Origin of the sequence: Treponema sp. OMZ 305 (assembly GCF_024181325.1) — a bacterium.
In the GTDB taxonomy this organism is placed as follows: domain Bacteria; phylum Spirochaetota; class Spirochaetia; order Treponematales; family Treponemataceae; genus Treponema.
Window position 1 is genome coordinate 2,426,404 of sequence record NZ_CP051300.1, and the last position, 26,104, is coordinate 2,452,507.

25 protein-coding genes and 4 tRNA genes are annotated in these 26,104 nt (G+C 46.1%); 11 read left to right on the forward strand and 18 right to left on the reverse strand.

All coding sequences use genetic code 11. The features are described from left to right. Nucleotides 1-66: 66 nt before the first annotated feature. The 13 genes from rplL to ABK01_RS10790 form a co-directional block, all read right to left on the reverse strand. Entirely contained in the window at nucleotides 67-456 is a 390-nt protein-coding gene (gene rplL, locus ABK01_RS10730) for a 50S ribosomal protein L7/L12 (RefSeq protein ID WP_212565426.1), read from the reverse strand. Between the two features lie 140 nt (nucleotides 457-596). Then, nucleotides 597-1,130 (reverse strand): 50S ribosomal protein L10, encoded by a 534-nt coding sequence (rplJ, locus tag ABK01_RS10735; RefSeq protein ID WP_016523247.1) that lies wholly within the window; start codon nucleotides 1,128-1,130, stop codon nucleotides 597-599. Nucleotide 1,131: 1 nt separating this feature from the next. After that, nucleotides 1,132-1,812, reverse strand: coding sequence for a 50S ribosomal protein L1 (gene rplA, locus ABK01_RS10740; protein WP_016523246.1), 681 nt, complete (start codon nucleotides 1,810-1,812; stop codon nucleotides 1,132-1,134). Next, entirely contained in the window at nucleotides 1,812-2,243 is a 432-nt protein-coding gene (rplK, locus tag ABK01_RS10745) for a 50S ribosomal protein L11 (protein ID WP_212565428.1), read from the reverse strand. Before rplK ends, rplA begins: the two co-directional genes overlap by 1 nt. Before the next feature lie 61 nt (nucleotides 2,244-2,304). Continuing rightward, the gene (gene nusG / locus ABK01_RS10750) at nucleotides 2,305-2,859 is read right to left on the reverse strand and encodes a transcription termination/antitermination protein NusG (RefSeq protein WP_212565429.1); all 555 of its coding nucleotides are present in this window, start codon (nucleotides 2,857-2,859) and stop codon (nucleotides 2,305-2,307) included. A gap of 9 nt (nucleotides 2,860-2,868) precedes the next feature. Then, nucleotides 2,869-3,048, reverse strand: coding sequence for a preprotein translocase subunit SecE (secE, locus tag ABK01_RS10755; RefSeq protein WP_044013336.1), 180 nt, complete (start codon nucleotides 3,046-3,048; stop codon nucleotides 2,869-2,871). 21 nt (nucleotides 3,049-3,069) lie between these two features. Beyond that, nucleotides 3,070-3,142 (reverse strand) — tRNA-Trp (locus tag ABK01_RS10760). A gap of 40 nt (nucleotides 3,143-3,182) precedes the next feature. Beyond that, nucleotides 3,183-3,353, reverse strand: coding sequence for a 50S ribosomal protein L33 (gene rpmG, locus ABK01_RS10765; RefSeq protein WP_016523242.1), 171 nt, complete (start codon nucleotides 3,351-3,353; stop codon nucleotides 3,183-3,185). A 23-nt stretch (nucleotides 3,354-3,376) separates the two neighbouring features. Beyond that, nucleotides 3,377-3,449, reverse strand: a tRNA-Thr gene (locus tag ABK01_RS10770). A 260-nt stretch (nucleotides 3,450-3,709) separates the two neighbouring features. Next, on the reverse strand, nucleotides 3,710-5,152 hold the full coding sequence (locus ABK01_RS10775; RefSeq protein WP_253675631.1) for a hypothetical protein: 1,443 nt from the start codon (nucleotides 5,150-5,152) through the stop codon (nucleotides 3,710-3,712). Nucleotides 5,153-5,324: 172 nt separating this feature from the next. Next, a complete protein-coding gene (locus tag ABK01_RS10780; RefSeq protein ID WP_253675632.1) occupies nucleotides 5,325-5,798 on the reverse strand; it encodes an arginine repressor in 474 nt (157 codons plus the stop codon). Between the two features lie 163 nt (nucleotides 5,799-5,961). After that, nucleotides 5,962-7,002 (reverse strand): tRNA preQ1(34) S-adenosylmethionine ribosyltransferase-isomerase QueA, encoded by a 1,041-nt coding sequence (queA, locus tag ABK01_RS10785; RefSeq protein WP_253675633.1) that lies wholly within the window; start codon nucleotides 7,000-7,002, stop codon nucleotides 5,962-5,964. 81 nt (nucleotides 7,003-7,083) lie between these two features. Next, entirely contained in the window at nucleotides 7,084-7,989 is a 906-nt protein-coding gene (locus tag ABK01_RS10790) for an RluA family pseudouridine synthase (protein WP_212565433.1), read from the reverse strand. Between the two features lie 156 nt (nucleotides 7,990-8,145). Between ABK01_RS10790 and ABK01_RS10795 the strand changes: the two genes are divergently transcribed. Next, nucleotides 8,146-9,192, forward strand: coding sequence for an endonuclease/exonuclease/phosphatase family protein (locus tag ABK01_RS10795; RefSeq protein WP_253675634.1), 1,047 nt, complete (start codon nucleotides 8,146-8,148; stop codon nucleotides 9,190-9,192). Nucleotides 9,193-9,265: 73 nt separating this feature from the next. Here ABK01_RS10795 and dxs read toward each other — a convergent pair whose 3' ends face one another. Then, nucleotides 9,266-11,134, reverse strand: coding sequence for a 1-deoxy-D-xylulose-5-phosphate synthase (gene dxs, locus ABK01_RS10800; protein WP_253675635.1), 1,869 nt, complete (start codon nucleotides 11,132-11,134; stop codon nucleotides 9,266-9,268). A 563-nt stretch (nucleotides 11,135-11,697) separates the two neighbouring features. On the opposite strand from dxs, the gene ABK01_RS10805 reads away from it, so the two are divergent. From ABK01_RS10805 to ABK01_RS10825, 5 genes are all read left to right on the forward strand, one after another. Then, a complete protein-coding gene (locus ABK01_RS10805; RefSeq protein WP_253675636.1) occupies nucleotides 11,698-13,626 on the forward strand; it encodes a DNA topoisomerase IV subunit A in 1,929 nt (642 codons plus the stop codon). 150 nt (nucleotides 13,627-13,776) lie between these two features. After that, entirely contained in the window at nucleotides 13,777-15,504 is a 1,728-nt protein-coding gene (locus tag ABK01_RS10810; RefSeq protein ID WP_253675637.1) for an AMP-binding protein, read from the forward strand. Nucleotides 15,505-15,603: 99 nt separating this feature from the next. Further along, nucleotides 15,604-16,398: a PHP domain-containing protein gene (locus tag ABK01_RS10815; RefSeq protein WP_371922048.1), complete on the forward strand. Its 795-nt coding sequence runs from the start codon at nucleotides 15,604-15,606 to the stop codon at nucleotides 16,396-16,398. Nucleotides 16,399-16,447: 49 nt separating this feature from the next. Then, entirely contained in the window at nucleotides 16,448-16,747 is a 300-nt protein-coding gene (locus ABK01_RS10820) for an acylphosphatase (RefSeq protein WP_253675639.1), read from the forward strand. A 325-nt stretch (nucleotides 16,748-17,072) separates the two neighbouring features. After that, on the forward strand, nucleotides 17,073-17,948 hold the full coding sequence (locus ABK01_RS10825; RefSeq protein WP_253675640.1) for an AEC family transporter: 876 nt from the start codon (nucleotides 17,073-17,075) through the stop codon (nucleotides 17,946-17,948). 72 nt (nucleotides 17,949-18,020) lie between these two features. Here ABK01_RS10825 and ABK01_RS10830 read toward each other — a convergent pair whose 3' ends face one another. Genes ABK01_RS10830 through ABK01_RS10840 form a run of 3 tightly spaced genes read right to left on the reverse strand, consistent with a single transcriptional unit; the run spans nucleotide 18,021 to nucleotide 20,677 of the window. Then, a complete protein-coding gene (locus tag ABK01_RS10830; protein WP_212565440.1) occupies nucleotides 18,021-18,344 on the reverse strand; it encodes an HMA2 domain-containing protein in 324 nt (107 codons plus the stop codon). After that, complete coding sequence (locus tag ABK01_RS10835; protein WP_253675641.1) at nucleotides 18,341-20,437, reverse strand: heavy metal translocating P-type ATPase; 2,097 nt, start codon at nucleotides 20,435-20,437, stop codon at nucleotides 18,341-18,343. Before ABK01_RS10835 ends, ABK01_RS10830 begins: the two co-directional genes overlap by 4 nt. A 21-nt stretch (nucleotides 20,438-20,458) precedes the next feature. Beyond that, complete coding sequence (locus ABK01_RS10840; RefSeq protein ID WP_212565442.1) at nucleotides 20,459-20,677, reverse strand: hypothetical protein; 219 nt, start codon at nucleotides 20,675-20,677, stop codon at nucleotides 20,459-20,461. A 226-nt stretch (nucleotides 20,678-20,903) separates the two neighbouring features. On the opposite strand from ABK01_RS10840, the gene ABK01_RS10845 reads away from it, so the two are divergent. The 3 genes from ABK01_RS10845 (at nucleotide 20,904) to ptsP (ending at nucleotide 22,943) form a co-directional block, all read left to right on the forward strand. Beyond that, nucleotides 20,904-20,974 (forward strand) — tRNA-Gln (locus tag ABK01_RS10845). Between the two features lie 73 nt (nucleotides 20,975-21,047). Further along, nucleotides 21,048-21,119: transfer RNA gene (locus tag ABK01_RS10850), tRNA-Glu, on the forward strand. A 66-nt stretch (nucleotides 21,120-21,185) separates the two neighbouring features. Continuing rightward, on the forward strand, nucleotides 21,186-22,943 hold the full coding sequence (gene ptsP, locus ABK01_RS10855) for a phosphoenolpyruvate--protein phosphotransferase (protein WP_253675642.1): 1,758 nt from the start codon (nucleotides 21,186-21,188) through the stop codon (nucleotides 22,941-22,943). Here the strand turns inward: ptsP and ABK01_RS10860 are convergent. Next, a complete protein-coding gene (locus ABK01_RS10860; RefSeq protein WP_253675643.1) occupies nucleotides 22,843-24,084 on the reverse strand; it encodes a DUF6364 family protein in 1,242 nt (413 codons plus the stop codon). The genes ptsP and ABK01_RS10860 overlap by 101 nt on opposite strands. Nucleotides 24,085-24,204: 120 nt before the next feature. Here ABK01_RS10860 and der point away from each other — a divergent pair, with 120 nt between their 5' ends. Further along, nucleotides 24,205-25,728: a ribosome biogenesis GTPase Der gene (der, locus tag ABK01_RS10865; protein ID WP_253675644.1), complete on the forward strand. Its 1,524-nt coding sequence runs from the start codon at nucleotides 24,205-24,207 to the stop codon at nucleotides 25,726-25,728. After that, on the forward strand, nucleotides 25,704-26,069 hold the full coding sequence (locus tag ABK01_RS10870) for a MerR family transcriptional regulator (protein WP_230974446.1): 366 nt from the start codon (nucleotides 25,704-25,706) through the stop codon (nucleotides 26,067-26,069). The genes der and ABK01_RS10870 overlap by 25 nt, the downstream gene beginning before the upstream one ends. Nucleotides 26,070-26,104: the final 35 nt, after the last annotated feature.

Consider the following 26,104-nt stretch of genomic DNA (forward strand, 5'->3'; position numbering starts at 1 on the left):
TGAGAAAAAAATCATAGAATCAAACAATAGCCGACTGCACTACACAGCCGGCTTATATCAAAAAAATTAAGCAATCGTAATCTCTGCACCGGCAGCTGTCATTGCCTCTTTAATCTTTTCAGCTTCTTCTTTAGAAACATTCTCCTTCAATACTTTCGGAGCGCCTTCTACGAGTTCTTTTGCTTCTTTAAGACCAAGCCCTGCAACAACGTTTCTAACCTCTTTGATTACGCCGATTTTCTTGCTGGGGTCTGTCAGACCTTTAAGCGTTACGGTAAATTCAGTCTGCTCTTCAGCTGCTGCTGCACCGCCTGCAGCGCCGCCGGCAACAACTGCAACGGGAGCCGCCGCTGTTACACCGAATACTTCTTCCATCGACTTAATCAATTCGGAAAGCTCGAGAATAGTCTTCTCTTTGATTGCCTCAATAATTTGTTCGTTTGTTAATGCCGCCATATTATCTTCTCCTATAAATTAAAATTTCACAGCTCATACAAGCCGCAGTAACGGTAGACAGGAAGACAGCGCGTGAAGCCTGACTACCGCATTTGGAATTGGGAACTCTAAAAATCTAACAAAGTTTTAGAGCTACCCAATTATGCTTCAGTCGATGCAGGTGCAGCGTCGGAAGCGCCACCTTCTTTATCAACAATAGCTTGAAGAGTACGCACAAACTTTGCGGTCGTTGCATTGACCGTAGACATAAACATTGCAATAAGTTCTTTTTTGCCGGGCAATTTAGAGAATGCTTCGATTTTTGCAGCATCATAGAATTCCCCGTCAACCACAGCACCTTTTACCACCAGTGCAGGAGTTTCTTTTGCAAATTCAAACAACGTTTTTGCAGCAGCGTTTGCATCTTCGCTCATCATCGCAACTGCAGTAGGCCCGACTAAATAGTCTTTAACATCCAAATTCACGGAGTCGAAAGCGATGCGTGCAAAATTATTGCGCACGACTTTGTAGGTACAATTATTTTCACGGAGTTTTGCGCGCAGCTGTGTAATCTGCTCGACAGACAACCCGCGGTATTCTGTAAAAATAAAAGACGAAGCAGCTTTTAACTCATTCGTAATATTTTCGATAGCAGCCGTTTTTGCAGGCTGCGGTTTATGCGCTCGCAGTGCCATCTTATTCTCCTACCTTATAATCTACCCAGACACCCGGCCCCATCGTAGAGCTGACAGAAACCGATTGGATAAAATCAGCCTTCGCATCGGCAGGCTTTTTTCGTCCAATTTCAGTCAAAAGGATCGTAATGTTTTCGGCGATTTTATCCGTATCCATCGAAACTTTACCGATTGCAAGATGAACAACGCCGGTTTTATCGGCACGGAATTCAACACGACCTTTTTTAAGCTCATTGATAGCAGCGCCGATATCAGCAGTAACCGTTCCGGTTTTAGGATTAGGCATCAAACCTTTCCGACCAAGCACCATACCAAGCCGCCCGACATCTTTCATCATATCAGGGGTAGCAACAGCGATATCAAAATCAAGCCAACCACCCTTAATTTTTTCGATATAATCGGCAGCACCGGCATACGTAGCTCCGGCATCCAAAGCTTCTTTCACACGGTCTTCTTTACAGAACACCAACACACGCTTCTCGCCTCTAAATTGATGTGGCAAAACAACAGTATCACGAACGCTCTGATTCTTACCCAGTTTCAGACTGACATGAACTTCGACCGTTTCATCGAATTTTGCAAACTTCAGCTCTTTCACCAATTCTACAGCTTTGGGAACAGAGAAAAGAGCAGCATTATCGTATTTTTTTAACGCATTGCGGTAATTTTTTCCGTGTTTCATTAGCGCTCTACCTCCACACCCATACTTCGTGCAGTTCCCGCAATAATTTTCTTTGCAGCCTCCAAATCATTTGCAGTAATGTCCGGCATCTTCATCTTAGCAATTTCTTCAAGCTTTGCTTTTGACAAAGTTGCAACCTTCTGACTTATCGAATTTGCAGAACCTTTTTGGATATTACATGCCTTTCTGATTAAAACCGCAGCAGGCGGAGTTTTCAAGATAAAAGTAAAGCTTTTATCCGAATAGACCGTAATAACAACAGGAACAACCAAGCCCGGCTCCATCGATTTTGTGCGGTCGTTAAATTGCTGCACAAACTGAGGTGCACTTACACCATGCGGCCCAAGCGCAGGACCTACAGGCGGAGCAGGCGTTGCCTTTCCGGCAGGACACTGCAATTTAATAACCGCAGTAACCTTTTTCTTTGCCATAACCATCTCCTTCTGGTACTAACGGGAAAACATTCCCTCCCATAAATAAAAAACCAAACCACTAAATCAACTCAACCTGAAGCATATCAACTTCAACAGGGGTTGTCCTACCGAATATAGCAACCATCACTCGCAGTTTATTGCGATCTGCCATAACCTCTTCTACAGTGCCGGTAAAGGTATCAAAAGGCCCTTCTATAATTTTAACCTGTTGACCGGGCGTAAACATCTGCACGGATCGAGCTCTTTCGCCCTTAATCTCCCCTGACTTCTGCAAAACACTTTTTGCCTCATCAGCCGAAATAGCCTGAGGCCGAGCATCGCCGACAACACCCAAAAATCCGGTAACACCATGTATTCTTCTAATCGGAGCACACACCCCTTTCCAGTTTACGGCAGGCAAGTCCATTTCAATAAGGATATACCCGGGCAGGAATTTTCGGCGAACAACCCGCTTTTTACCGTCTTTTACCTCAGTCAATTCCTCTTCGGGAATCTTGATTTCAGAGATAACTCCCGCAGGAATCTCACCGTTTTCCATTAATAGGCGTATTGCACGCTCCACTCTCTTTTCATAGCCCGAAAAGATATGTAGAATATACCATTCTTTTGCCATAACCGTTCCTTAAAAGAACCAGCCAAGGCAAGCAACAAAAAACGTATCAACAATACCAAGAAAAACAGCAACAAGAATGGTAGAAACAATAACAACCTTCACAGCAGAAACGACATCATCACGAGTAGGCCAAACCACCTTGCGCAGCTCAGCAACACACTCTTTTCCAAAAGTAATTATTTTTGACATATCTACCCCTTATTTATGAAACAGGCCAGGAAGGACTCGAACCCTCAACATTCGGTTTTGGAGACCGACGCTCTACCATTGGAGCTACTGACCTCTATTTAAAAGCCGCAGGCCATCGGTCGGACTTCAAATACTTATTTAACTTTTGTTTCTTTATGTACGGTATGCTTACGATCAAACGGACAATATTTACTTAACTCAAGCTTACCCTGAATATTTTTCCGATTTTTTGCGGTTGTGTAGTTCTTCCGCTTACATTCAGTACATTGTAATGCGATAAGCTCAACAGATGTTTTCTTAGCCATCACAAACCTCCTATAAAACAAAAAGCTTCCGAGCGGAATCGAACCGCTGACCCCAACCTTACCATGGTTGTGCTCTGCCGACTGAGCTACAGAAGCAGAATGACGCTTGAGAATACCAGAAGAATAAGAAAGTGTCAAGGACTCAGGAAAAATGCATCAGATATTTTTTTGAATACCCCCCGCAAAAAAAGAGACTGCCCAACCAGAGTTTCGCCGCAACACGGCTCAAATGGTTGTCCAGTCTCTTTTTTTGCGGAATTTGTGCTATAATTCTCTGATGCATTTTTCCTTCTTTTAAGAAACTGATTGAAATTTTGAAGAAAAATTCAATCAGCGGGCATAAGGTCTCAATAACTTCACGGATTAAAGAGGCCTTTCTCAGGGGCGCGTACCCGTACCATCGCTGTATAAGCATCTTTGTTTTTTTCAATAAACTCATCAACCGGTATCAGCTCGCCGTCCTCATATATGTCAAGATGGAATGCTCCAAAACCGTCAAAATACGGAAAGAATACGGCTATCCGCTCATACGTTCTCAGCTCCGTAGCCGAAGACACCGTGCTGATACATGCAAGATAAAAGTGATCAGGTTCGACGATGGCAAAATAATATAAAAGCGGTAAAAGATACGATGTTTGATATCCTGCATATCGTTGATACCCCAAAAAAGCAGGTTGTTTTACCGATCCCGTTTTTGCACTCGTACTTACCGGAATTGCCGCTCCGGTAAGCGCAAAAGGACAGCTATCTACATCCAAACCGGAAGAGTCGGGATAAACAGTGCGCTTCAAATTTAAGCTTAAAGCAGCGGCGCCGAGATTCCGTATCCAATCCAATCCGAAAAAGATATTCTCGGTATCCAGATACGGCCTTGTAAAATGAGTTTTAGGCGCATCGGTCTCGCGTTTTAACGCTTCAACAACCGTCCCCTGCCCTGCAATAGGACGAATAATCCCATCGATAACCCACTTTGCAAAACCGGCCGAATCAACACCGCCAATTACTTCAGAGCGGATTTGGTCGATATTCATCGCAGCTGTTATTTCCAATTCCGTTTGCGGCTGGGAATTACTGATATGCACCGGCTTTCCGTCATGGTCAAAGCAACCGTCTTTCACCCGTACCAACCGATACCGGAGATTTTCAACTATGCGCGACATCGATTTAACGGGGCTGTTATCACGCGGCGGATTAAACAAATCCCATGGAATGATTGACTGACTTAATGCTTTCAACCGTAAAAGCGAAATATGATAGAGTGTTTCAAAAGGAACGCCTATAGCGATGTCTTTCCGCACATAAGCATTAAAAAGACATATATCGATAAACGACTTCCCGCTATAAGCCTTTTGGCTTGCAGGACGGAGAGAAACCGAAAGGGCAGGATTTTCACGCGGATATATTTTAATCGACAATGGAGCGCCGGTATCAGCCCTTCGGTACAGCATCCACGTACCTTGCGGCACGAGACTGTGCTCCGGCAAACTGTAATCGGTAAGATTAGGAATAATAGAAATGATATATACATTCTTACTGTCTTCCGCATACTTTCCCGATACCGTAAACGTATTTCCTTTTGAATCCGTATGCAATTCGGGCGCCTTTTTGATAACTTTTTCAATCGGCGCGGAAAGCCATGAACCGGTAATCGATCCTCGAACTTCAACAGAATCCGGTATTTGATCAAACGGATAAAGATGTATGGTTTTCGGATCTTCACCGGCTACCGTTTCTACCGTAATAACGGATTCTTTGCTCTCGGCATCTTGTTTTACTGCCGGGGAATTCGGTGAGGACACATCAGCTCCAAAAGCAGCCGCTATACTTATGAATATGAGAATACTTCCTATCAGATAAGAAGGTATCCTAAAATGAACGCTTTTCATACTTCTATGGTATCGGCATTTCCGTATTATATCTTAAAACACCATCGAAGGTACTTAAAGTCAATGAAGTTTTTCGGCGCATCCTTCAGTCTTCCAATTCGGGAATCCGATCTTTCAGTTCACGCAGAAACTGCTCGCCGCTTACTCCTTCCCTCAAACAAATAAATACGCAATTATCACGGCCTGCAATAATACCGAGAACGGATTCAAACCCCATATTTTCAAGCGCCATCGAAATAAGCTCGGTATGCCCTGAGTACGTTTTGATAACCGCCATATTTCCCGAATAATCTATAGAAATATACCCGCGTAAAAAATCTTGGATGCCCGCCTGCTCGGTTTCACGAGGATGGTCTTCACTCGGTACCGTATAGACATAATCACCCTTTCCGTTGGAAACCTTGCTCACCTTGAGCATTTTTAAGTCACGCGACAAGGTTGCTTGAGTAACGGAAAACCCCTCGCGATCCAAATAGCCGAGCAGCATTTCCTGTGATTCAATCGGGTATGATTTTATCAATTTTCTGATTGTTTTTAATCTTGTTAGCCGCTGTTTCACTTATGTCACCTATGGAGTAATAGTGCATAAATATTCAAAAAAGTCAATAAAAATAAAAAATATAGACAAAAATATGCATAATCTTGCATAAAATTCCGCGCAGAAGACAGGCAACCGCTTAAAATATTGCCAATACGGCTGCCCTAGTCCATTACCACGGTTCTTAAAGAATGAGCATGGCATCGCCGTAAGAGAAAAAGCGATATTTTTTTTCTATTGCATGGCGGTAAGCTGCAAAGATATTGTCACGGCCGGCAAATGCGGATACCAACATTACGAGGCTCGACTGCGGCGTATGAAAGTTGGTAAGCAGCGCTCCGGTAAGCCCAAACCGAAAGCCGGGATAGATAAATATATCCGTTGCCTGCATTCCGCGGCTCAACTGCTGCGTATCGGATTTCCATGCGGATTCAAGTGTCCGTACCGAAGTGGTGCCGACTGCCAATATGGTTTTATCGCTCCGGTGAGCGTTTTCCACTGCATCCGCTGTTTCGTCGGAAATAAAGAATTTTTCGGAGTGCATCGTGTGTTCTTCGACAACCTCAGTTCGCACCGGTAAAAACGTACCAAGGCCGACATGCAGCGTTACAGCGGTTCGTGCAATATGCCGCTTATCCAGTTCCTGTAAAATCGGCTCCGTAAAGTGGAGCCCGGCAGTAGGCGCCGCAACCGAACCGGTGTTCTTTGCGTATACCGTCTGGTACCGCGCGGCATCTTCATCCGTGTCGCCGCGCTTGATGTACGGTGGCAGCGGGATATGACCGTTGGCTTCCAGCCAACGGTCATCAATGCAGCGGTCAAAACGTATATATTTGCAATCCGATTCCGCTGCATTGGGGGAAGGAGGTGGAATCAGCACGGCACGGGTGCCGTCGTCAAAAGTGTATTCCTTCCCCTCCCGCTGCCGCTTGGCACGCTTTACGATGGTTTTCCACACAAAGCCTTCGTCGAGCGGCTCAATCAGCAAAAATTCAGTTTCGCCGCTACCGGTATGGGCATACAAACGGGCATGGCGCACCTTTGTGTTGTTAAACACCATTAAACAATCGGGCGGCAGAAAATCGGGCAAGTCGGAAAACATCGCATCGGTTAATGTCCCCGTCCGTCTATTTAACACAAGCAGCCGGTCATTTCCGCGTTCGGCTGAAGGATATTGCGCAATTAATTCTTTCGGTAAGTCAAAGTCAAAATCTTTTGTAAACATAATGCCTCAAAAACGGAAAGCACTATACCCGAAACCCACCACCAGTGACAAGGCAATCGCTTGAAATATCTCCGGTGCGGTTTATCTTGGATGTTTAACTGCACTGGGTCTATCTCCGTTCTTGACGCACAGAAGCCATTCTTTCGGTTCGGGGATTTCAAATTTCAACGGTTCTCCTGTAAATGGGTGATTAAATTCAAGCGTCCGTGCATGGAGAGCAAGCCGCCCGAAAGGATTGGTTTTTGCTCGGTAATTTTCATCTCCGGCAAGAACATACCCTTTCGATGCCAAATGCGCCCGAATCTGATTCTTTCTTCCCGTTTCAAGGCTTAATTCAAAAAGCGTATAATGAGTCCCGCGCTCAATTATTTTGTAATGAGTTACAGCGCTTACCATCTTAAAGCGGGCTTTATCATGCGGAACAAAACCTCGATTGTGCGCATTGTATGCAATTTCATCGTTAATGGTGCCGCTGTTCTTCATTACACCGAAATAGCTCCGCGCATAATTTCCCTGCACAGGATTTTCCGCAACCGCACGGTAAATACGCCCCGTTACCAGAGTCTGCCAATGATCCATAATCTTTTTTTGAGCTTTTTCCGTCATTGCAAACATCATTACTCCCGATGTTTCGCGATCAAGACGATGAACTGCAAACGGTCTATGCGCTTGAGAATAGGTTCCTTTTTTGCGCATTATCCGCTCAAGAACTTCGAGAGCAGTCTGCGCGCGGCTCCCCGGATACGGCACGGAAAGCATTCCGTCCGGCTTGTAAATCACCGCAAGATATTCATCTTCATACAGGATGGTAATCTTCTCCCGTCCGAAATCCCGTTTGCATTTCTTGTTGCATTTTATTCCAGCTGTCTTTGTTCCGGTTGTCATACTACGATTATCTCTTTCTTTCTGCCCGCCTTTTCCGCCGGAACATAAAACAGTAAAGCAGGCATTGCCTGCGATCGATTTATGGGAAACGATTTTATTCATATCGATAATAAAATCACAAAAGGCACAACGTGTACAGGGAACGAGGACCCAAGAACCGAAAGTCCACCGGCTTTTTCTGTAAGGAAATGATTTAGATACGTCTAATTTCTAGCCATTTTGCATCTCGTGCTCTATATAAGAGGCGGAGGTTAAACCATGAAACTCAAACGATTGTTATTTTCGTTCTTTGCCTGTATTACCGCCGGTATTCTCTTTCTGCAATGCACGCAGTGCACTCCTCTTACGGATACGCAGTTTAAGGAACCCGTTACGCTTGTTACTTATAACACGCAGACATTTTTTGATGCCGTAGAAGACGGTAGCGAATTCAAAGAATACAAAGGAAGCAAATCCCGATGGACAGCTCAGAAGTATAAAGCGCGTCTCGAACGGCTGAAAGGCACCTTGTTTGCGGCAGGAGAAAAATTGACCGGCAAAAAAGACCGGTTACCCGATATTGTAGTCTTACAGGAGGTTGAAAATGAGCGTGTGATTGAGGATTTTTGTAAACAGCTGCCAAGCGGGGAAAACTATCCCTATGCAATATGCCCGCCGCGTTCGGAAAAAGGGGCATTTACCACAATCATCCTTAGTAAGTATCCCATTGAACGCTATTTTGTGCATCGCCTTTATACCGAGCAAAAGAGAGCGTTGCGAGCATTGATAGAGATTGTATTGAATACGGGGAGTAACGACAAACCGCGGTTATTAACCGTCTTTGCAGCGCATTGGAAATCAAAGACCGGCAGTTCCGACAGTGCAGCTATCCGTGCTCAGCAGGAAGCTCAGTTGATAAAGAAGATTCAAGAGCATAGAGAAAAAAATCCGCGCATTCCTTTTATCGTATGTGGAGATTTTAATCAGACCCTTAAAGAATTTAATCAGCTGAATGATTTTCCGGTATGTTGGGATGTATCGAACTATAAAGCGGAGAACGAAGCAGGCACGCAGCCTGACGGCAGTTATTACTTTAAAAATTCGTGGGAAAAAATCGATCATATTTTCTACGAGGGCGGCGCGGACAGTGGCGCTGATTCAAAAACTGCCTCGGATGACGGAACCGCTTATATTGAACCGCTGTTGTTTTTCGTGCTATATGAACCGCCGCTCGTTGAGGGCGGTAAACCGGTCAGGTACAATGTACTGACCGGCGAAGGATATTCAGACCATTTACCGCTTGGCTTCCGCTTTGAGATACATTAAGGCATCTTTAAAAACTCGGTTAGGGAAACACTGGAGATGTCTCAAAAGTTGGTTACTTTTTCGCCATCCTTCATCAGCAAAGCCTCGATGCGGCTTTGGCAAGCTGCTCACCGGTTAGTCCGGCGCATTCAAGAACATCCTGCCGCGAACCTTGCATAAAGACCGTGTCGGGAAAGGCGCATACTGCCGTTTTTGTACCGGAAAGTCGTTTTTGAACCAAACTTTCCAGATACTGCCCGACACCGCCGATATATGCGCCGTCTTCGATAAAGAGTACGGCAGGGTATTTTTTGACTTTTTCCAAGAAAAAGGTTTCGTCAATGGGTTTTAAGAAGCGAAGATTGTATATATCGGCGGATATGCCTTTTTGTCCGAGCAGCTCTGCCGCCTGAACGGTTTCCGGGAACATCCCGCCGGTGCACACCAGCAGCACATTGCTGTGTTCTGCCGTTACGGTGAACACGCCGCGGCCGGTTTCCATCGGAAGCAAAAATGCGGGGCACTCCGCTGCGCAGGTATTCTTAGGGTACCGTATTGCAACAGGTGCATCCAACTGCAATGCCCATTCAAACATCGCCCGCATTTCCGCTGCCGAGGCGGGAGCGAGCACCGTCATATTGGGAATACTGCGTAAAAAGCAGATATCGTAGAGACCTTGATGGGTTTCGCCGTCATAGGGAACCGCTCCCGCACGGTCTATCGCAAAGATAACCGGCAGTTTTTGCAGTGCAACGTCATGGATAATTTGATCGATTGCCCGCTGCAAAAACGTACTGTAAATGGCTGCGATAGGCCGTAAACCGGCCGCGGCAAGTCCGGCGGCAAAGGTTACCGCATGTTGTTCGGCAATACCGACATCAAAAAAACGATCGGGAAACTGCTGCCGGAACCGCTCAAGTCCGGTTCCCTGTGCCATTGCAGCGGTAATTGCGGCGATATCGTCTCGTTTTGCCGCCTCATCAATGATAATATGAGAAAATGCTTCGGTAAAAGAGTTTGTACTCGCCTTTTCAATTTTTCCGTCGGCAATATTGAACGGTCCGATGCCGTGGAAGGCGGAAGGATTATTTTCCGCGAGCGGATAGCCTTTCCCTTTCTTTGTTTCAATATGAATAAGTACCGGCGCATCAATATTTTTGACATTGCGGAATACTTTTTCAAGCTCTTTTTCGTTATGCCCGTTCAGCGGCCCGACATACTCAAAGCCGAGATCGGTAAAAAGATTGTTTCTGTAAAAAATCCCCTTGGCGCCCCGCTTTAACCGGTGAATCAAAAAATTAATGCGCCTACCTAAAAACGGAATTTTGCCGACAGCGGTATCAAATATATACTTAAACTGCTGATATCCTTTCCGCACGGTTAAGCGGCTCAGGTATTCGGAAACCGCCCGTATATTCGGAGAGATGGACATCTTATTATCGTTAAGGATAACAACCAGATTCTTTGTAAGCGGGGTAACATTCAGGAGCGCTTCAAAGGCCATTCCTCCGCTTAAAGCCCCGTCGCCGATAACAGCGATAACCTTTCCGCTCTGGTGCTGTAGCTTTCGCCCGATAAGAATTCCCTCGGCTGCTGAAATTGAGGTAGAGGCATGTCCTGTGTTGAATGCATCATGGGGACTTTCTTCCCGTTTGGGGAACCCTGCAAGGCCGTCTTTTAAGCGGAGTGTTGAAAAATTATCATACCTTCCTGTTAGGAGCTTATGAGGATAGGATTGATGCCCCACATCCCAGATGATTGCGTCTTTTGGGCTCGAAAACACTCGATGCAGTGCGATAGTTAACTCTATAACGCCAAGATTGCTGGCAAGATGCCCGCCGTTTGCGCCGACTGTTTCCAGAATAACGCTGCGCATTTCCTGCGCTAATATATGTAGATCTTCTCTTGAAAGAGATTGTAGGTCTTTCGGGTCATGTATTGATAAGAGTACGTTTTTATCCATGTATATGTTCAGTGAACTGCCGGATACATAAAAAAAGGGCTGTGAAGATACTCAACAAAGCCCTTTCTCACCGTAATAAAAGCGATAGAACAATACGCCTATAATAATCTTGCAAATAATAAAAGATCCTTCTTATATGCTTTATACACCGGTATAGTGGTATAATCGAGAAGGATACAAGATTATTGAAAACCTCTAAAAAGCGTAATGATATTTTTAGAGGTTACTTGTTCTTATGTCTATTCTTTCGAAGCTTCTTCTTTCGTTTATGCGTTGCTATTTTCTGTCGCTTCCGTTTTTTTCCGCAGGGCACGTGAACACACTCCTTATTTATAAAGATAGGAGATAATAGCCGAACAGCAGTAAAAAGTCAAGGCTGCCGTTTTTTTCCATAAAATAGAGTAGGGCAGTAACAGGGCAGTCGCTTTCTCAGTTTTCCAATTTTATGGAAGAAAAACAGAAAACAGAATATTTTGCGGGATGTTAAAAGAGAGTCTGATGCGTTTACCCTGCTGGCGAATCTGGACAATGTCGGTGTTTTCCGCTATGCTTAACAACCTTGTATGGATTATGTAGAAAGTTTATTTAACACGAATTTTTTAGAGTATGCCAGTTATGTTATCCGTGACCGCGCAATTCCCGACGTAGAGGACGGTTTAAAGCCGGTACAGCGGCGTATCCTACATTCTCTTTTTGAGATGGATGACGGAAAGTTCCATAAGGTTGCCAATGTCGTCGGCTATTGTATGAAGTATCACCCGCACGGGGACGCTTCCATCGGCAACGCATTGACGGTACTCGCCAATAAAAGCCTCTTTATCGACAAGCAAGGGAACTTCGGAAACCTCTTTACGGGGGACGAAGCTTCCGCCCCGCGGTATATCGAATGCCGCATCACCGAATTTGCAAAAGATATCCTGTTTAATCCCCATATTACGCGATATGTTCCTTCTTATGACGGCAGAAATAAAGAGCCGGTTGTATTCCGTGCTAAACTGCCTGTCGTACTACTCATCGGGGCGGAAGGCATCGCCGTCGGCATGTCTACCAAAATACTTCCGCATAATATCCGCGAAATTATCGAGGCGGAAAAAGCCTGCCTTTCCGGTAAATCTTTTACACTCTATCCCGACTTTCAAACCGGCGGACTTATCGACGTGTCCGACTATCAGGACGGCAAGGGCAAGGTGCTGGTGCGGGCAAAGTTGGACACCTCCGACGATAAACGGATTGTGATCCGTGAACTCCCCTTCGGCAGCACTACAGAAAGCCTCATTGCTTCGATAGAATCGGCGTCGAAGTCGGGAAAGATAAAAATTTCGGAAATTAACGACTATACGGCGGAACAAGTAGAAATAGAACTCAAGCTGCCGCGCGGCGTGTACGCAGCGGATGTTGTCGATGCGCTCTATGCCTTTACCGACTGTGAGCAGTCTATCTCCTGTAATTTGCTGGTCATTCAAGACAATCTGCCGGTACAGACGACTGTTACCGAGGTGATTAAAACCCACGCGAAACAGCTGACCGCCCTGCTGAAAGATGAGCTTTTGTATGAGCAGGAGATGCTGACCGACCGGCTGCACTTGAGAACGCTTGAGCGGATATTTATCGAAGAGCGAATTTATAAAAAGATTGAAACGATGAAAACAGCCGAGTCGGTCATTAAGGCTGTCATCAAAGGTTTTGAACCGTTTAAGGCAGAGCTGATACGGGAAGTAACGGAAGACGATGTCGACCGGCTCCTCAAAATCCCCATTCGGCGTATTTCGCTCTACGATATTCAAAAAAACCGTGCCGAAGTGCAGGAAATTTCCGCTCGGCTCAAAGAGATAGCCCGTCTTTTAAAGAACCTCAAAAAATATGCGCTCAGCGTTCTTGACGGAATCCTCGCAAAACTGCCACCCGAAGTTACGGCGCGCAAAACGGAGATTACCGGCTTTACCAAGGTAGATGTAAAAGAAGCCGTTAATCGTGATGTATCGCTCCGCTATGACGAAGCAACCGGCTACCTCGGCACTGCCGTAACTACCGGAAAAGAAATACTCAAAGTTTCGCCGTATGACCGTGTTTTTATCCTGCGCAAAAGCGGGGTGTACACCGTTATGGATGTGCCCGACCGGCTCTTTGTCGATACCGGTATGTGGTATTGCGGGTTTGCTGAAAAAGAATTATTGTCACAAATCCTCTTTACGGTTATTTATAAAGATGAGAAAACACAGTATCCGTATATCAAGCGGGCGCGGGTTGAATCCTATATCTTGAACCGCGATTACCTGTTCGTACCGGATACGGCGACCGTACTCTACGCAAGTACGGCTGAAAATTTTGACTTTACGGTGCAGTACGCGCCCAAGCCTCGGACAAAGAAAAACGAAGGGCGTTTTAAAACAGCGGATTATCCCGAAAAGGGATTAAAGGCGCAGGGGATACGCCTTGCGGAACGGGAAGCGGAAGCGGCGGCGCCGGTAACGAAAAAAAATACTAAAAAGTAAAAGTCATTCCGATTTGGGACTGCCTAAAAACCGGTTCGCAATCCGCCTTGGAGGATATGGTAAATCATTTCCTTACGGGAAAAGCTGATAGACTTTCAGTTTTTAAGCAATTTCCTAAATTACAATGCCTTGTAGGGAGGAACACTGCCTATGCAAACAATCAATGAATTGGGACATTATACCTTTCAAGCGATGCTGGAGAATAGCATCAAGCGGTTCGGGGCACGTCCGGCGCTTTCATTTGTGTCGGGAGAGCCGATTTCATACAATGAAGCCGGTAAGCAAATAAAACAGCTGCAACAAAATTTGTATCGGCTTGGCGTTAATCCCGGTGATAAGGTCGCAATTTACAGCCACAGCGTGCCCCATTGGGGAATCGCCTATTTTGCAATTGTTACGATGGGGGCTATCGCCGTTCCGCTGTTGCCTGATTTTACCGACAAAGAGGTTAAGGCTTGTTTGGAACATTCCGAAACAACGATGATTATCGTTTCGGAAAAACTGATGAGCAGAGTGCCCGAAACCGTTTCCGTCCTCATCGATATTCAGGACTTTTCGGTTAAAAAAGGTACGGAAACAAGAGACGGCGCCCCTCCGCCTCATACCTGCAGGGAAAACGATACCGCTTCCGTTATTTATACGTCCGGTACGACGGGTCGTTCCAAGGGCGTGGAGCTTTCGCATAAAAACCTTGTCTGCAATGCAATCGCAGGGCAGTCCTGCCAACGCATTAACGAGTATGACAGGGCGCTTTCCATTCTGCCGCTTTCGCATGTATATGAATTTACGATCGGCTTTTTGATGTTCTTTTTAAACGGCGCCTGTGTGTACTACCTTGAAGGGATTCCTTCGCCGCGGATACTCCTGCCTGCTCTGTTGAAAGTACGTCCGACAATGATGCTGAGCGTTCCTATCGTCATGGAAAAAATATACCGGAACAAGATACTCCCGGCTTTTAACTCCTCGCCGTTCCGCGCACGGATGTACCATACTAAGCTCGGTAAAAAACTCCTAAACCGTCTTGCCGGAAAGCAGCTGAAAAAAACATTCGGCGGACACTTGAAATTTTTCGGCTTGGGCGGCTCGAAAACCGATACAACCGTTGAAGAATTTTTGAGAGATGCTAAGTTCCCGTATGTTATCGGGTACGGTTTGACGGAAACGGCGCCGCTTATTGCCGGCTCGACCGTCCGCCAAAGTGTTCCGGGCTGGATCGGTTACGCCGTCCCCGATGTCGAGGTTAAAATCGATAACCCTGATCCCAAAACCGGCATCGGCGAACTGTTGGTCAAGGGACCGAATGTGATGAAAGGTTATTACCGCGCCCCTGAGCTTACAAAAAATTCATTTACCGAAGACGGCTGGTTCAAAACCGGTGATCTTTTTGTAATGGACAAAAAAGGGCATTTAGCAATTAAAGGCCGCTCAAAAAATATGATTCTCGGCGCCAGCGGCGAGAATATCTACCCCGAAGATATTGAGTTTGTACTGAATCAGCATCCGCTTGTAACGGAATCGCTCGTTGTTGAGGGGGAAAAATCATCCCTTGTTGCCTACGTGCAGCTTGATGAAGAAAAACTTGCAGCCGAGGTACAAAAAGAGCAAAATCAAAATAAAGAAGGTTCCGCCATTCAGAATCTACAATCTGCCGTAGCGGACGCTGTTTCGGGCATTACCGATGCAATGGCCTATAAACGGGCGGAAATCTTAAACGAGATTAAATTTTTCGTTAATTCCAGTGTGAATAAGATGTCACGGATCGATAAGATCGAGCAGGTCGAAGCCTTTGAAAAGACCGCCAGTCAAAAGATAAAACGATATCTGTATCATTTTAAGAACCGAGGGAAAAAGGAAGGCGAAGCTCCGTCCGGGAAATAATACATCCGCCGAAACCCTGCGTCTAATTTTGCCGGGGGCAGAATGCGTTTACCCTGCAGAAGTTTGACATTTGAAGGGCTTACCGCTATACTTTTTTTTATGCTCAGTAATTTTCATACGCATACGTATCTGTGCAAACACGCTGAGGGCACTCCAATTGATTATGTACGGCAGGCTGCTGCTGACGGTTGTTCCGCACTCGGATTTTCCGATCATTGTCCTTATCCGCATGACGACATGTGGCTCTACTGCCGGATGGCGGCGGCTGATATACCGCTGTACAAGCGCCTTGTTGAAGAAGCAAAAAAAGAAGCCGATTTTCCCGTATACTTCGGCTTTGAGTGCGAATGGTCGCCGCAGCACCGCAGCTGGTTTAAGGATGAACTGATCGGCCGTTACGGAGCCGATTATTTGGTGTTTGGTTCTCACTGGTTTCCGCTGCACGGCGGACTTGAATATATCGCAACTGTTACCGAAAGGCGGCGGTTGCATACCTATATCGATTTTACGATTGAGGGGATGCAGTCGGGGTTCTATGCATTTTTGGCTCATCCCGATTTGTTTTTGAGCAGCATCCGCTCTATCGACACAGACTGCCTTGCCTGCATTGATGCACTGATCGATGCGGCAAATGATTTGGGAATGCCGCTTGAAATCAACGGCTACGGGTTGATTAAATCGAAGGTGCAGCGGGATTACGGCGCAGACTATCAATATCCCGTAGCGGCGTTTTGGAAACGGGCGGCACAAAAAAATGCCCGTATTATCTGCAATGCCGATGCACACCAAATAGAACAGGTTTTAGCTGGAGTACGAAACGGTATCGACTATGCGGAAGACCTCGGCATACCGATACTCGATGCGGCGGAAGCGCTGGGCTTTGCTCATAAGTAGGATAGGTTCATCGGTATGTTGAAAGAGGGCATTTTTTTGAGGATATGCTATGCATAAGAATACGCCGCATACTGCCGAACGAAAGGCCGCCCGTGCCGTTGTGGAAGGCCGAGTGCAGGGCGTCGGATTCCGCTATTGGACGGTACAGGTAGCGCGGGAATTCGGTATCACCGGTTGGGTACGGAACTGTCCCGACTATTCGGTGGAGATATTTGCGGAAGGAGAAGGCACCGCGCTCTACGAATTTTTCGATGCGGTGCAGCACAGCCATCCACGCGCCTATATTTCCAATTTTACCGTTACAGCGGCGCAATATCAAGGTTTGGAATCTTTTAGCGTCCTCTTTTGAAAATATGCATACCGTCTACTGCGTTGCTGCACAAAAATAAATGCTCAACGTACAACAAGTACGTCTCCGCTTTATTTTTGTTCGCGCCTTGTATCTTTACCGCCATGGATGGCGGTGATTCCATGCAGAAGCGAGTTTGCCCTGCAAACTCGTCGTTGAGCAGTGTACAAGGACGTACACTGCTCAACAGTCTATTTTCAAAAGGCTTTTTAGGAGCGGCATGGATGCCGCCGGATTAAACAGAAACAAGTTTGATAATGGTCGAACTTGTGTTCAGCGAAGTAGATGCACCGTATATTTTCAAAAGCGCTGGAAGGGGGGAATAATGGCTGTTAAAATAGTGCTTCCGTTTTTATATCTCGGGTTCGGTTTTCTTGTTGGGAAAACGCCGATCGATATAAAAAATCAGACGGCATATTTGCTTACCAGAATAATTATTCCGTTGATTATTATTTACAATATCTCAACGTGCCGTGCCGACTTATTTGTCAGCATATTCGCTATGATTATTATGATGACGGTAATGATGTATATGAGCCGTCTTTTCAGCGCCGATGCCGTCGAACAGTTATGTTTTTTCTATTTGAATATCGGGTGGCTTTCGTTGCCGATTGTTGCATCGGTATGGGGAGACGGCGCCGCAACCGCCGTACTTTCGCTGTATATCGGAAACTCTCTTTTTGGAAATTCCATCGGCGCAGGGATGCTGATCAATAATGGCGCTGCAAAGATTGATATAAAACGGACACTGAAATCTCCTCCCGTTGCGGCGCTCATTATCGGCATTATCTGTATTCCTTTCGGGGACAGTATCAAACTTTATTTGCCGCCCTTATATCGAATCCTTAAATTGGTTATGAGTATTTTAGGTATGGGTGTGCTCGGTATGTGGCTTGCAAAGATTAAGCTTGAAATAAAAGATTTAAAACTCACGCTTAAACTGGCGGTACTACGGGCGCTTACGGTCGCCTGTTTGATGACGCTCTTTATCTTTATTGCGGGGCTGCTGCATTTGGAATTGGTAACCGCCAATAAGCAGGCGCTGTATATGATCTGTATCTTGCCGCCTGCCGCCAACATTATCGTGCTGGAAACACATTACTGCCATACGGGAAAATCCGCCGGCCTTACCGCGTGGGGAACGCTGTTGAGTTTAGCGCTTATCCCGATCTATATTGTGGTAACAAGGTTGCTGTTTTAAACCATGGCAAACGCATCAGGCTGTTTGTTAGCAACCCCCTCAGAATAATAATAGAAAACGCTGCATAATCAGTTAAGCCGTTTCCCAGTTTTTGACGTACCCTTCCAGTTCATCCAGCATTGCAAGAATGTCAGCTTTGTTTTTTTCAGAATAGGTCTCAGCTTCTTTTCCCAGCTTTTTAAAAAACGGAAGCAATGGGGTCAGCTTCGCCATGGGTACCTTTGTCGGATGGTACGTTATCAGCACACTTCCGGTAACGGGATTATGCTCAATGGCTTTGACGATTGACGAGAGCGCCGGAGCTTGCAGGATGGATAATGCCCGTTCGGTGATTGCGGTGTCTTTAAAGACAGGCGCTCGCAGCCGTATGCGACCGGGGAAAAAGCCGGTAATCATCGCGCATCCTTTAATAGCTTTTGCATGGATTCGATACTGACGGCAATGGTCAGCGAATTATGCAGCGCCGCCGCGAGTGCGGGCGGAATAAGGCCGAACATACCGGCAAACAGGAGCAGTGAGTTGCCGACGATAATCAGCTTGTTGTTTTTATCTATCCGCGACAGTGTTTTTTGACCGAGCTTCCGCACCGTAATTAAACCGGAAAGTCCGTCGTCAGCCAGTACGATATCGGCGGTGTCTCCCGCAATGGAAGAACAATTACCCATCGCAATGCCGACATCCGCGGCGGAAAGCGCAGGCGCGTCGTTGATTCCATCACCGATCATAATCACCTTGTGTCCGGCATCCCTCGCTTCCTGCACATAGCGCACCTTATCTTCCGGCAGCGTCTGTGCATGATATTCCGTAATACCGGCTTGAGCTGCGACTTTTGCCGCCGCCTGTTCGGCATCGCCTGTAATCATAACGCAATTACGCACACCCAATCGTTTCAGCTCGGCGACGGTTTCTGCGGTACCTTCTCGAGCAGGATCCCCAATAGTCAAAATACCGGCGAGCTGTCCGTCAATCGCCAAGTAGAGTAAAGAATAGCCGGATTTTTCGGCAGATTTCTGCACGCGGGCTATCGCTTTGGTTGTCGGAACTTTTTCATCTTCAAAAATAAAATGAGCGCTTCCGATACAGAGCCGCTTGCCCTCTAACGAAGACGCGATACCGTGTGCGACAATGTATTCAACCTTTGCGTGGCGTTCGGGATGTACAAGGTTCCGGTCTTGGGCGGCTTGCACAACGGCTCTTCCCAGCGGATGCGGAAAATGTTCTTCAAGGCATGCAGCGAGCCTAAGCACTTCATCCTTTGCAAAAGCGCCGAACGGATACACTCCGGCTAAAACCGGTTCCGCATAAGTAAGAGTTCCCGTTTTATCGAAAATGACGGTATCGGCAAGCGCCGCCGCTTCCAAATACTTTCCGCCTTTTATCGAAATACCGTGCTCCGCCGCTTCCTTCATTGCAGAAAGAACGGCAATAGGTGCGGCAAGCTTCATCGCGCAGGAATAATCAACCATCAATGTAGAAATAGTCTTGGTGATATTTCGTGTAAATAAATAGGTTAAGCCGGTCAGTAAAAAATTGAAGGGCACTACTTTTTCCGCGATAAGTTCCGATCGTTTTTGAGCGGCAGCTTTTAAAGATTGCGAGCGGTCGATCATCGCGATGATATTGTTCACCTTTGTTTCCGACCCGACCGTGCGTACACGGATATACAGTTCCCCTTCCAACAGAATAGTGCCGGCAAAGACCGATATTCCGCTCTTTTTTTCTACCGGCAGCGATTCTCCGGTAATACTCGCTTGGTTCACAAGGCCTTCACCCTGTTCAACATTCCCGTCTGCGGGGATTTGGCTTCCGGCGCGGACAACGATAAGATCATCTTTTTTAAGTGCGGAAGACGGGATTGTCCGTTCTTGATCACCTTCGATGAGATGTACCGGCTCATTTGAAATCAACAGCATTTGCGCCAGATTATTGTACGATTGGCGGCGGGTCAGCTCTTCAATTTCTTCCCCCATATCGAGCAATGTTGCTACAAAACGAGCCGTCTGCGCCTTGCCGTCCAGAACGGCAACCGTCAGCGCCGTTGCATCCAGTAAATCCGTGCTAAAGAATTTTCCTGCAAAGATGGACTGTACCGCTTTTATAATACGCGGGACAATCCTTTTGTAGAGCAACAGATTGCGAAGCGGCATCGGGAGAAGCGATCGTACGGTAACGTCAAAGAGCGTAGACGCTAATACATCAAATACACTTTCGGGCGCAGGAATTTTTGCGACGGAGGCAAGCAGACTTTCATCGGACAGGTATTTTTCGGAAAGCACTCGGAATAAGGCGAGTACCTCATCTTCCGAAAGAGTCTTTACATCGTAATACACCAAAAAAGATGCGACTTTGGGATTAACTTGAATGTCGGTTATGCCGTCTTGCACCGCGATGAGGGTTTGCGCAAGGATAGCTTGCCGCGGCAAAATTTCAACCGCATTGTAGTGCAGCCGTATTCTGCCGGGCAGGGAGTGTTTAACGGTTACGTTCATCGATAAATTGATAAAAAGCTTTTATGCGTTTTGCGATTGGTTATATGCAGCTTCGGCTGCGATATCCTGTGCGTCCTCTTTCACCGCTTCCATAAAGGCCACGGCATCCTGTTTAAGCTGCATACCTTTTTCCGTAACTGCTATACAGGCCTTGCGAAAAGCCGGAGTTTTAATAACGGATGCTGCTACGAGACCCGCTGCAACACCTACGCCGAATGCCACCCATTTATTTGAAAACATAGTTTACCTCGCTTAATTATGATAAGAGTACTCCCAAAAATCTCGATTGTGGGAGATACCTATTAAAAGCCGCCAGCAGCTTTGCTGATAAGGCGTTCTCGTGTGTGCAACGATAACAGTTTTTGATAAAAAACGCAATAAGTAGGTAAGTTCTTTACATAGAATCGTTATTCCGTTATTCTTGACACGAAATAGCAATATATGATAGTATCTCCCCCGTCAACTTTCCCCGGTTGTGTAATGGTAGCACCGCAGATTCTGGTTCTGCTTGTGGGGGTTCGAATCCTCCCTGGGGAATACGCCGAAAAACCTCTAAAAATGATTATTTTTAGAGGTTTTCGCTTAGTAGAGCAACCGATGCTCTGTTTTTGGTCCCTTCGTCTATCGGTTAGGACATGAGATTCTCAATCTTAAAAGACGGGTTCGATTCCCGTAGGGACCGGTTCTCATTTTAGATGTACTGTTCCGTTATATATGCAAACCCCATCTTTTTTTCTATAATGATTTTATGAAAAAGTTTACCGGTTTATCTGTCTGCGACGGTCTCGTTGCATGTCGGCTTGTGTGTATTCCTGAAAACGTTATACAGGCCACCCCCGCCTACGCAATTACCGCAGAAAATATTCGCCATGAACAAGAACGGCTGCGGATTGCGGTGCAAGCTGCTCAAGAAGAGCTAAGGCAGGCGCTTACTCAATACCGAACAACAAATGCTCCCTCAAAAGCCCCCGAACAGGCTATTTTAGAATCCCATCAAGCAATGCTTGCCGACGAAGAATTCATGCGCGGTATTTATACGGAAATAGAAACTTCGCTGACGAATGCCGAAGCAGTGCTCAAACGGAAATTAGATGAAGTTACTACGATGCTGACCGCTTCCGGCGACAGCTATCTTTGCGAACGGGCGGTTGATATTCAGGATGCTTACGAACCGGTGTTTTCTCATTTGAATCCGCAGCCTAAGCAACCACCCTCTCGATTTGTCGGCGTACAGCCGGACACCCTGCTTGCAGCACGGGTGTTTAAACCATCTGAAGCGCTCGAAATAAAAAAACTTGCACCCTGTGGGATTATTATGGAAGAAGGAGGCGCAACCAGTCATATTGCGATTATGGCACGAGCGTGGAACATTCCGACATTGATTGCCGTTCAAGGCCTTATGGAGTCGGCAAAAAGCGGAATGTATGCCGTGCTGGATTCCACGAACGGAACGTTGATTTTGGAACCCGATGAGAAAACCGTCGCTCAAATAAAATCTGCAGGTACTGAACAAATTGAGGTAACCGAAGAAGCACGGGACTATGCGCAAGTGTATACGCAAGACGGTATTCCCGTTCATTTGAGTGCAAACATTGTACTTACGGAAGAATCGGAGATGCCGACTGTTCAGAATACTGCCGGAATCGGACTCTTCCGCTCTGAATTTTTATTTTTAGGGAACAGTGATATCCCCGATGAAGAACATCAATACATAGCATACCGTACCGTTTTGGAACGGATGGGCTCAAAACCGGTGTTGATCCGCACCTTTGATGCCGGCGCCGATAAAATGCTGAAAGAACAGGAAAACCTTTTGGAACGGAATGCGCTTCTCGGCTGGCGGGGTATTCGGTATTGTTTGGATCGACCCGAAGTCTTTAAGCCTCAGCTGCGGGCGCTGCTGCGAGCGGGGCGTACCGGCAATCTGCATATTCTTCTTCCGATGATCTCCTGTAAAAAAGAAATCATCGCAGTGCGGAAGTTAATCAAAGAGATTGAGCTGGAGTGTGAACAAAATCGGATACCGTATAAAAAAGATATTCCGGTGGGGATTATGATAGAAGTTCCTTCCGCCGCAATCGCCGCCGACCTGTATGCACCGGCGGTCGACTTTTTTTCCATTGGTACCAACGATCTTATTCAATACACGATGGCGGCAGATCGGGAAAACCAAATCATTGCGCATTTAGCCGACTGTTTTCAACCCGCGGTACTGCGGCTTATCCGCCATGTTATCGAAGCGGAACCGCTCCTGCACCGTACCGGCGATTCGCGCGGCGGGTTTGTATCCATGTGCGGAGAGATGGCTTCCAAGGCGGAGGCTGTTCCGCTTCTTCTTGGGATGGGGTTACGCAGGTTCAGCATGGCAGCACAGAAAATACCGGAGATTGCGCAGCGCATCGAATCTATCCGGCTTTCCGATGCAGAGACTCTCTACAAAGCTGCCAGCCGGTTTGACACCTCCGAAGAAATCCGCCGCGAAACGATGGAGCGATTCCCACTGTAGGAGCAATATATTCATACTTATATTGTATAAAGCTATTTACCTTGTTTCGTTTACAGGCATCTTTAAACAGAATTTTTTCATTAGGATTTTCGTCTCTTACTTTTTCCAATTGCTCAATTAAAACTTCATACGCTTCAGAGAAATTATTATTCTTCTTATATTTTGCTTTATTAGCTAACAATTTAAAAATTCCATCTTCAATTTTATAGGTGACATTATTATTAACAAGAGAGGGTTTTAATCCTTCTATAAATTCTTCGTAATCTAATGATTGATGGAAAGTTACAAAACCAATTTGACCGGATACAATTTCACCTTGTTCATCATCAATATCAATCAAAAACTTATTATATTCTTCCATAACTTTTTGATGGTCATCAAAATCTTTAAATGCAGGATTTATAAGTGATACTGCAAGAGAAGCGGTAATATATATTTTACCTGTTCCAGGCGCCCCTTGTAAAATAATATTTTTCTTTGTACGTAAGATACCGGTATAATTTTTTATTTTATTTAACATATCTTTTTCTCCACTATATATTGAGATGAGATTGATTACATCTTGTTCAGAATACTGATAGCAATTAGAGAACGTAGCTCCTCTATTTATCTTTAAATAATCCCTTTCTTTGAGCTTGTAAATACAAACTTTACAGCCGTTAGCAAAACTTTGTGCGTCATAAAAATCAAAGTCAGGATATGTCGAACTAATTAAATCATTTTCATCTATATCTGAAATATCAAAATCTGATAAAGCAAATCCCTCGCTTTTTACAATGCCAATTGCTTTTACTATACGACCACTATTTATAAGTAATATATCATCGGGCATGACGTTATTTTTAAACTTATCTCTATAATCTTCATCTCCGACAAAAACTATTTGTAACTTCAAAAATACATCAAGAATCTCTCTGTCATTATAATCGATGTAATTGCTCTTTTCTATATCCGCTTCACTGATAATACCTGTTAATTCTTTTACGAGCGGAGATAATGTGATGGTTTGCTGTGTTTCTCCGATAGAGGTTTTGAAAAAATCTTCAACCAACCGCGAAAGACTTTTGTTGTTGTTTGCCACATAGCGTTTCATTGCATCGATAATATCCTTTTCCATTTTTAATGTTAATTTTGCTTGCATCTACAGCACCTCTTGTACGTATAGATATAATTGATACGTATCGTCAAGAATTATTATTTCTGCTAGGTGCTTGAGAGAGCTGCGGTAATTTTCTATAATCACGTCCGATAAGGAAAGAGAATGAGTAAAAATCGCAGGATAAATACAGAAAGAGACGATAGAAATGAAGTAGGCAATACCGATACGATAATGCACGAGCACACAGCAGCGGATGCAGGACTGGAATTTCCAGATGCAGACCCTACAGCTTCGGAAGGAACGGAAGGTGGGGTCGATTACCGCAAAAAATACGAGAACACGCCGCTTGTGGTGATAGCAGGGCGGCCGAATGTAGGAAAGTCTACCCTATTCAACCGGTTTTTGCGGAAGCGCCGCGCTATTACCGACCCAACCCCCGGCGTAACCCGCGACCCCATCGAGGAGCAGGCAATTATCAACGGGAAGCCGGTACGGCTGATGGACACGGGCGGTTTTAAGCTGACCCGCAGCGGCGACAAAAAAGAAGACCTGATGGATGAGCTGGTCGTAGAAAAAACGCAGGAAGCGCTCCGCCGTGCCGATAAAATTCTTCTATTATTAGAGGCCTCTGCACCCACTGCGGAAGATGAAGAATTTATCCGCTTTCTGCGGCCTTATTGGGATAAGCTCATCACTGCGGTAAATAAAACCGAAGGCGGGCGCGGCGAAGCGGAAGCCTACAACTACCTCAGCTTCGGTTTCCCGACGCTCCTGTGTATCAGTGCCGAACACGGGGACAATATCACGCCGCTTGCCGAAGAGATAACCAAGGGCTTGGACTTTTCGCAGGTATGCGAAGCGCCCGCCGATACTGCGATCCGCATCGCGCTCATTGGAAAACCGAACACTGGTAAGTCCACGCTTAGCAACTACCTCACCAAGACCTCCGCATCGATTGTGTCGGAGATTGCCGGTACAACACGCGATGTGGTGGAAGGTGAGTTTTTCTATAAAGACAGACAGTTTATCATTCAGGACACCGCCGGCATCAGGCGTAAAACAAAGGTAAAAGAGGATATCGAGTATTACTCGGTTGTCCGTGCAATGAAGAGCTTGGAACATGCCGACATTGTGTTTCACCTGATCGATGCGGAGGAAGGGCTAACCGAACAGGATAAAAAAATCATCGTGCAGGCGACCAAGCGGGGGCTGGGCGTCATCTTTGTGTTGAATAAATGGGATTTGGTGAAAGGCGAAAAAAAATTCCGCGATGCGGAGCAACATATCAAGATTATGTTCGGCAAGATGGAATATGCCCCGATTGTGCCGGTGTCCGCGCAGAACGGAAGCGGCATTCCCGACCTCTTGAACACCGCACTGGAACTCTTCGATCAGCTCACCAAAAAGGTAGAAACCTCTGCACTCAACCTCGCGCTCAAGGACTGGCTCGAGGCGGTGCCTCCTCCGCACGGGCAGCGTAATTCTTTCACGCTTAAATATATGGTGCAAACTTCCACACGACCGGTTGAGTTTTTAATTTTTGCCAATAAACCCGACCTTGTCTCCGAATCCTATCTCCGGTACATTACCAACCGAATACGCAAAGACCTCGGCTTTACATCGATTCCCTTTTTGGTACGGGTAAAGGGCAGCCGGGTAAAATGGGAAGACAGGGTAAAACCGTGACAGGCTTTTCCATCGGCGAAGTTGAAAAGATAACCGGCATTAAGGCGCATGTTCTCCGCTACTGGGAGCAGGCGCTGCCCTTTTTGCGTCCGCAAAAGGATGAGCAGGGGCGACGGCTGTATACCGACCATCACCTCGATTTAATCTTCCGTATGAAGTATTTGATTGAGATACGGAAGTTTACGCTTGAAGGCGCCGGGCAACAACTCCTTTCCGATCTTTCCGGCAAGGGAGGGAGCAGCCGTATCACCGAACTTTCCGGCATCCGCAGTGAATTGCTCGATATGTACCGGCTGCTGCAAAGAAATAAAAATGTGTTTAAACCGGCTCCCGAATCCTAACAATCGGATTTGAAGCGGCACCTATAGCTTTTTGG

Excerpts from the sequence above, each read along its gene's own strand:
- rplL (WP_212565426.1), bottom strand. The coding sequence starts at position 456 with ATGGCGGCATTAACAAACGAACAAATTATTGAGGCAATCAAAGAGAAG.
- rplJ (WP_016523247.1), bottom strand. The coding sequence starts at position 1,130 with ATGGCACTGCGAGCGCATAAACCGCAGCCTGCAAAAACGGCTGCTATC.
- rplA (WP_016523246.1), bottom strand. The coding sequence starts at position 1,812 with ATGAAACACGGAAAAAATTACCGCAATGCGTTAAAAAAATACGATAAT.
- rplK (WP_212565428.1), bottom strand. The coding sequence starts at position 2,243 with ATGGCAAAGAAAAAGGTTACTGCGGTTATTAAATTGCAGTGTCCTGCC.
- nusG (WP_212565429.1), bottom strand. The coding sequence starts at position 2,859 with ATGGCAAAAGAATGGTATATTCTACATATCTTTTCGGGCTATGAAAAG.
- secE (WP_044013336.1), bottom strand. The coding sequence starts at position 3,048 with ATGTCAAAAATAATTACTTTTGGAAAAGAGTGTGTTGCTGAGCTGCGC.
- rpmG (WP_016523242.1), bottom strand. The coding sequence starts at position 3,353 with ATGGCTAAGAAAACATCTGTTGAGCTTATCGCATTACAATGTACTGAA.
- queA (WP_253675633.1), bottom strand. The coding sequence starts at position 7,002 with ATGTTTACAAAAGATTTTGACTTTGACTTACCGAAAGAATTAATTGCG.
- ABK01_RS10790 (WP_212565433.1), bottom strand. The coding sequence starts at position 7,989 with ATGAATAAAATCGTTTCCCATAAATCGATCGCAGGCAATGCCTGCTTT.
- ABK01_RS10795 (WP_253675634.1), top strand. The coding sequence starts at position 8,146 with ATGAAACTCAAACGATTGTTATTTTCGTTCTTTGCCTGTATTACCGCC.
- dxs (WP_253675635.1), bottom strand. The coding sequence starts at position 11,134 with ATGGATAAAAACGTACTCTTATCAATACATGACCCGAAAGACCTACAA.
- ABK01_RS10805 (WP_253675636.1), top strand. The coding sequence starts at position 11,698 with ATGGATTATGTAGAAAGTTTATTTAACACGAATTTTTTAGAGTATGCC.
- ABK01_RS10810 (WP_253675637.1), top strand. The coding sequence starts at position 13,777 with ATGCAAACAATCAATGAATTGGGACATTATACCTTTCAAGCGATGCTG.
- ABK01_RS10815 (WP_371922048.1), top strand. The coding sequence starts at position 15,604 with ATGCTCAGTAATTTTCATACGCATACGTATCTGTGCAAACACGCTGAG.
- ABK01_RS10820 (WP_253675639.1), top strand. The coding sequence starts at position 16,448 with ATGCATAAGAATACGCCGCATACTGCCGAACGAAAGGCCGCCCGTGCC.
- ABK01_RS10825 (WP_253675640.1), top strand. The coding sequence starts at position 17,073 with ATGGCTGTTAAAATAGTGCTTCCGTTTTTATATCTCGGGTTCGGTTTT.
- ABK01_RS10830 (WP_212565440.1), bottom strand. The coding sequence starts at position 18,344 with ATGATTACCGGCTTTTTCCCCGGTCGCATACGGCTGCGAGCGCCTGTC.
- ABK01_RS10835 (WP_253675641.1), bottom strand. The coding sequence starts at position 20,437 with ATGAACGTAACCGTTAAACACTCCCTGCCCGGCAGAATACGGCTGCAC.
- ABK01_RS10840 (WP_212565442.1), bottom strand. The coding sequence starts at position 20,677 with ATGTTTTCAAATAAATGGGTGGCATTCGGCGTAGGTGTTGCAGCGGGT.
- ptsP (WP_253675642.1), top strand. The coding sequence starts at position 21,186 with ATGAAAAAGTTTACCGGTTTATCTGTCTGCGACGGTCTCGTTGCATGT.
- ABK01_RS10860 (WP_253675643.1), bottom strand. The coding sequence starts at position 24,084 with ATGCAAGCAAAATTAACATTAAAAATGGAAAAGGATATTATCGATGCA.
- der (WP_253675644.1), top strand. The coding sequence starts at position 24,205 with ATGAGTAAAAATCGCAGGATAAATACAGAAAGAGACGATAGAAATGAA.
- ABK01_RS10870 (WP_230974446.1), top strand. The coding sequence starts at position 25,704 with ATGGGAAGACAGGGTAAAACCGTGACAGGCTTTTCCATCGGCGAAGTT.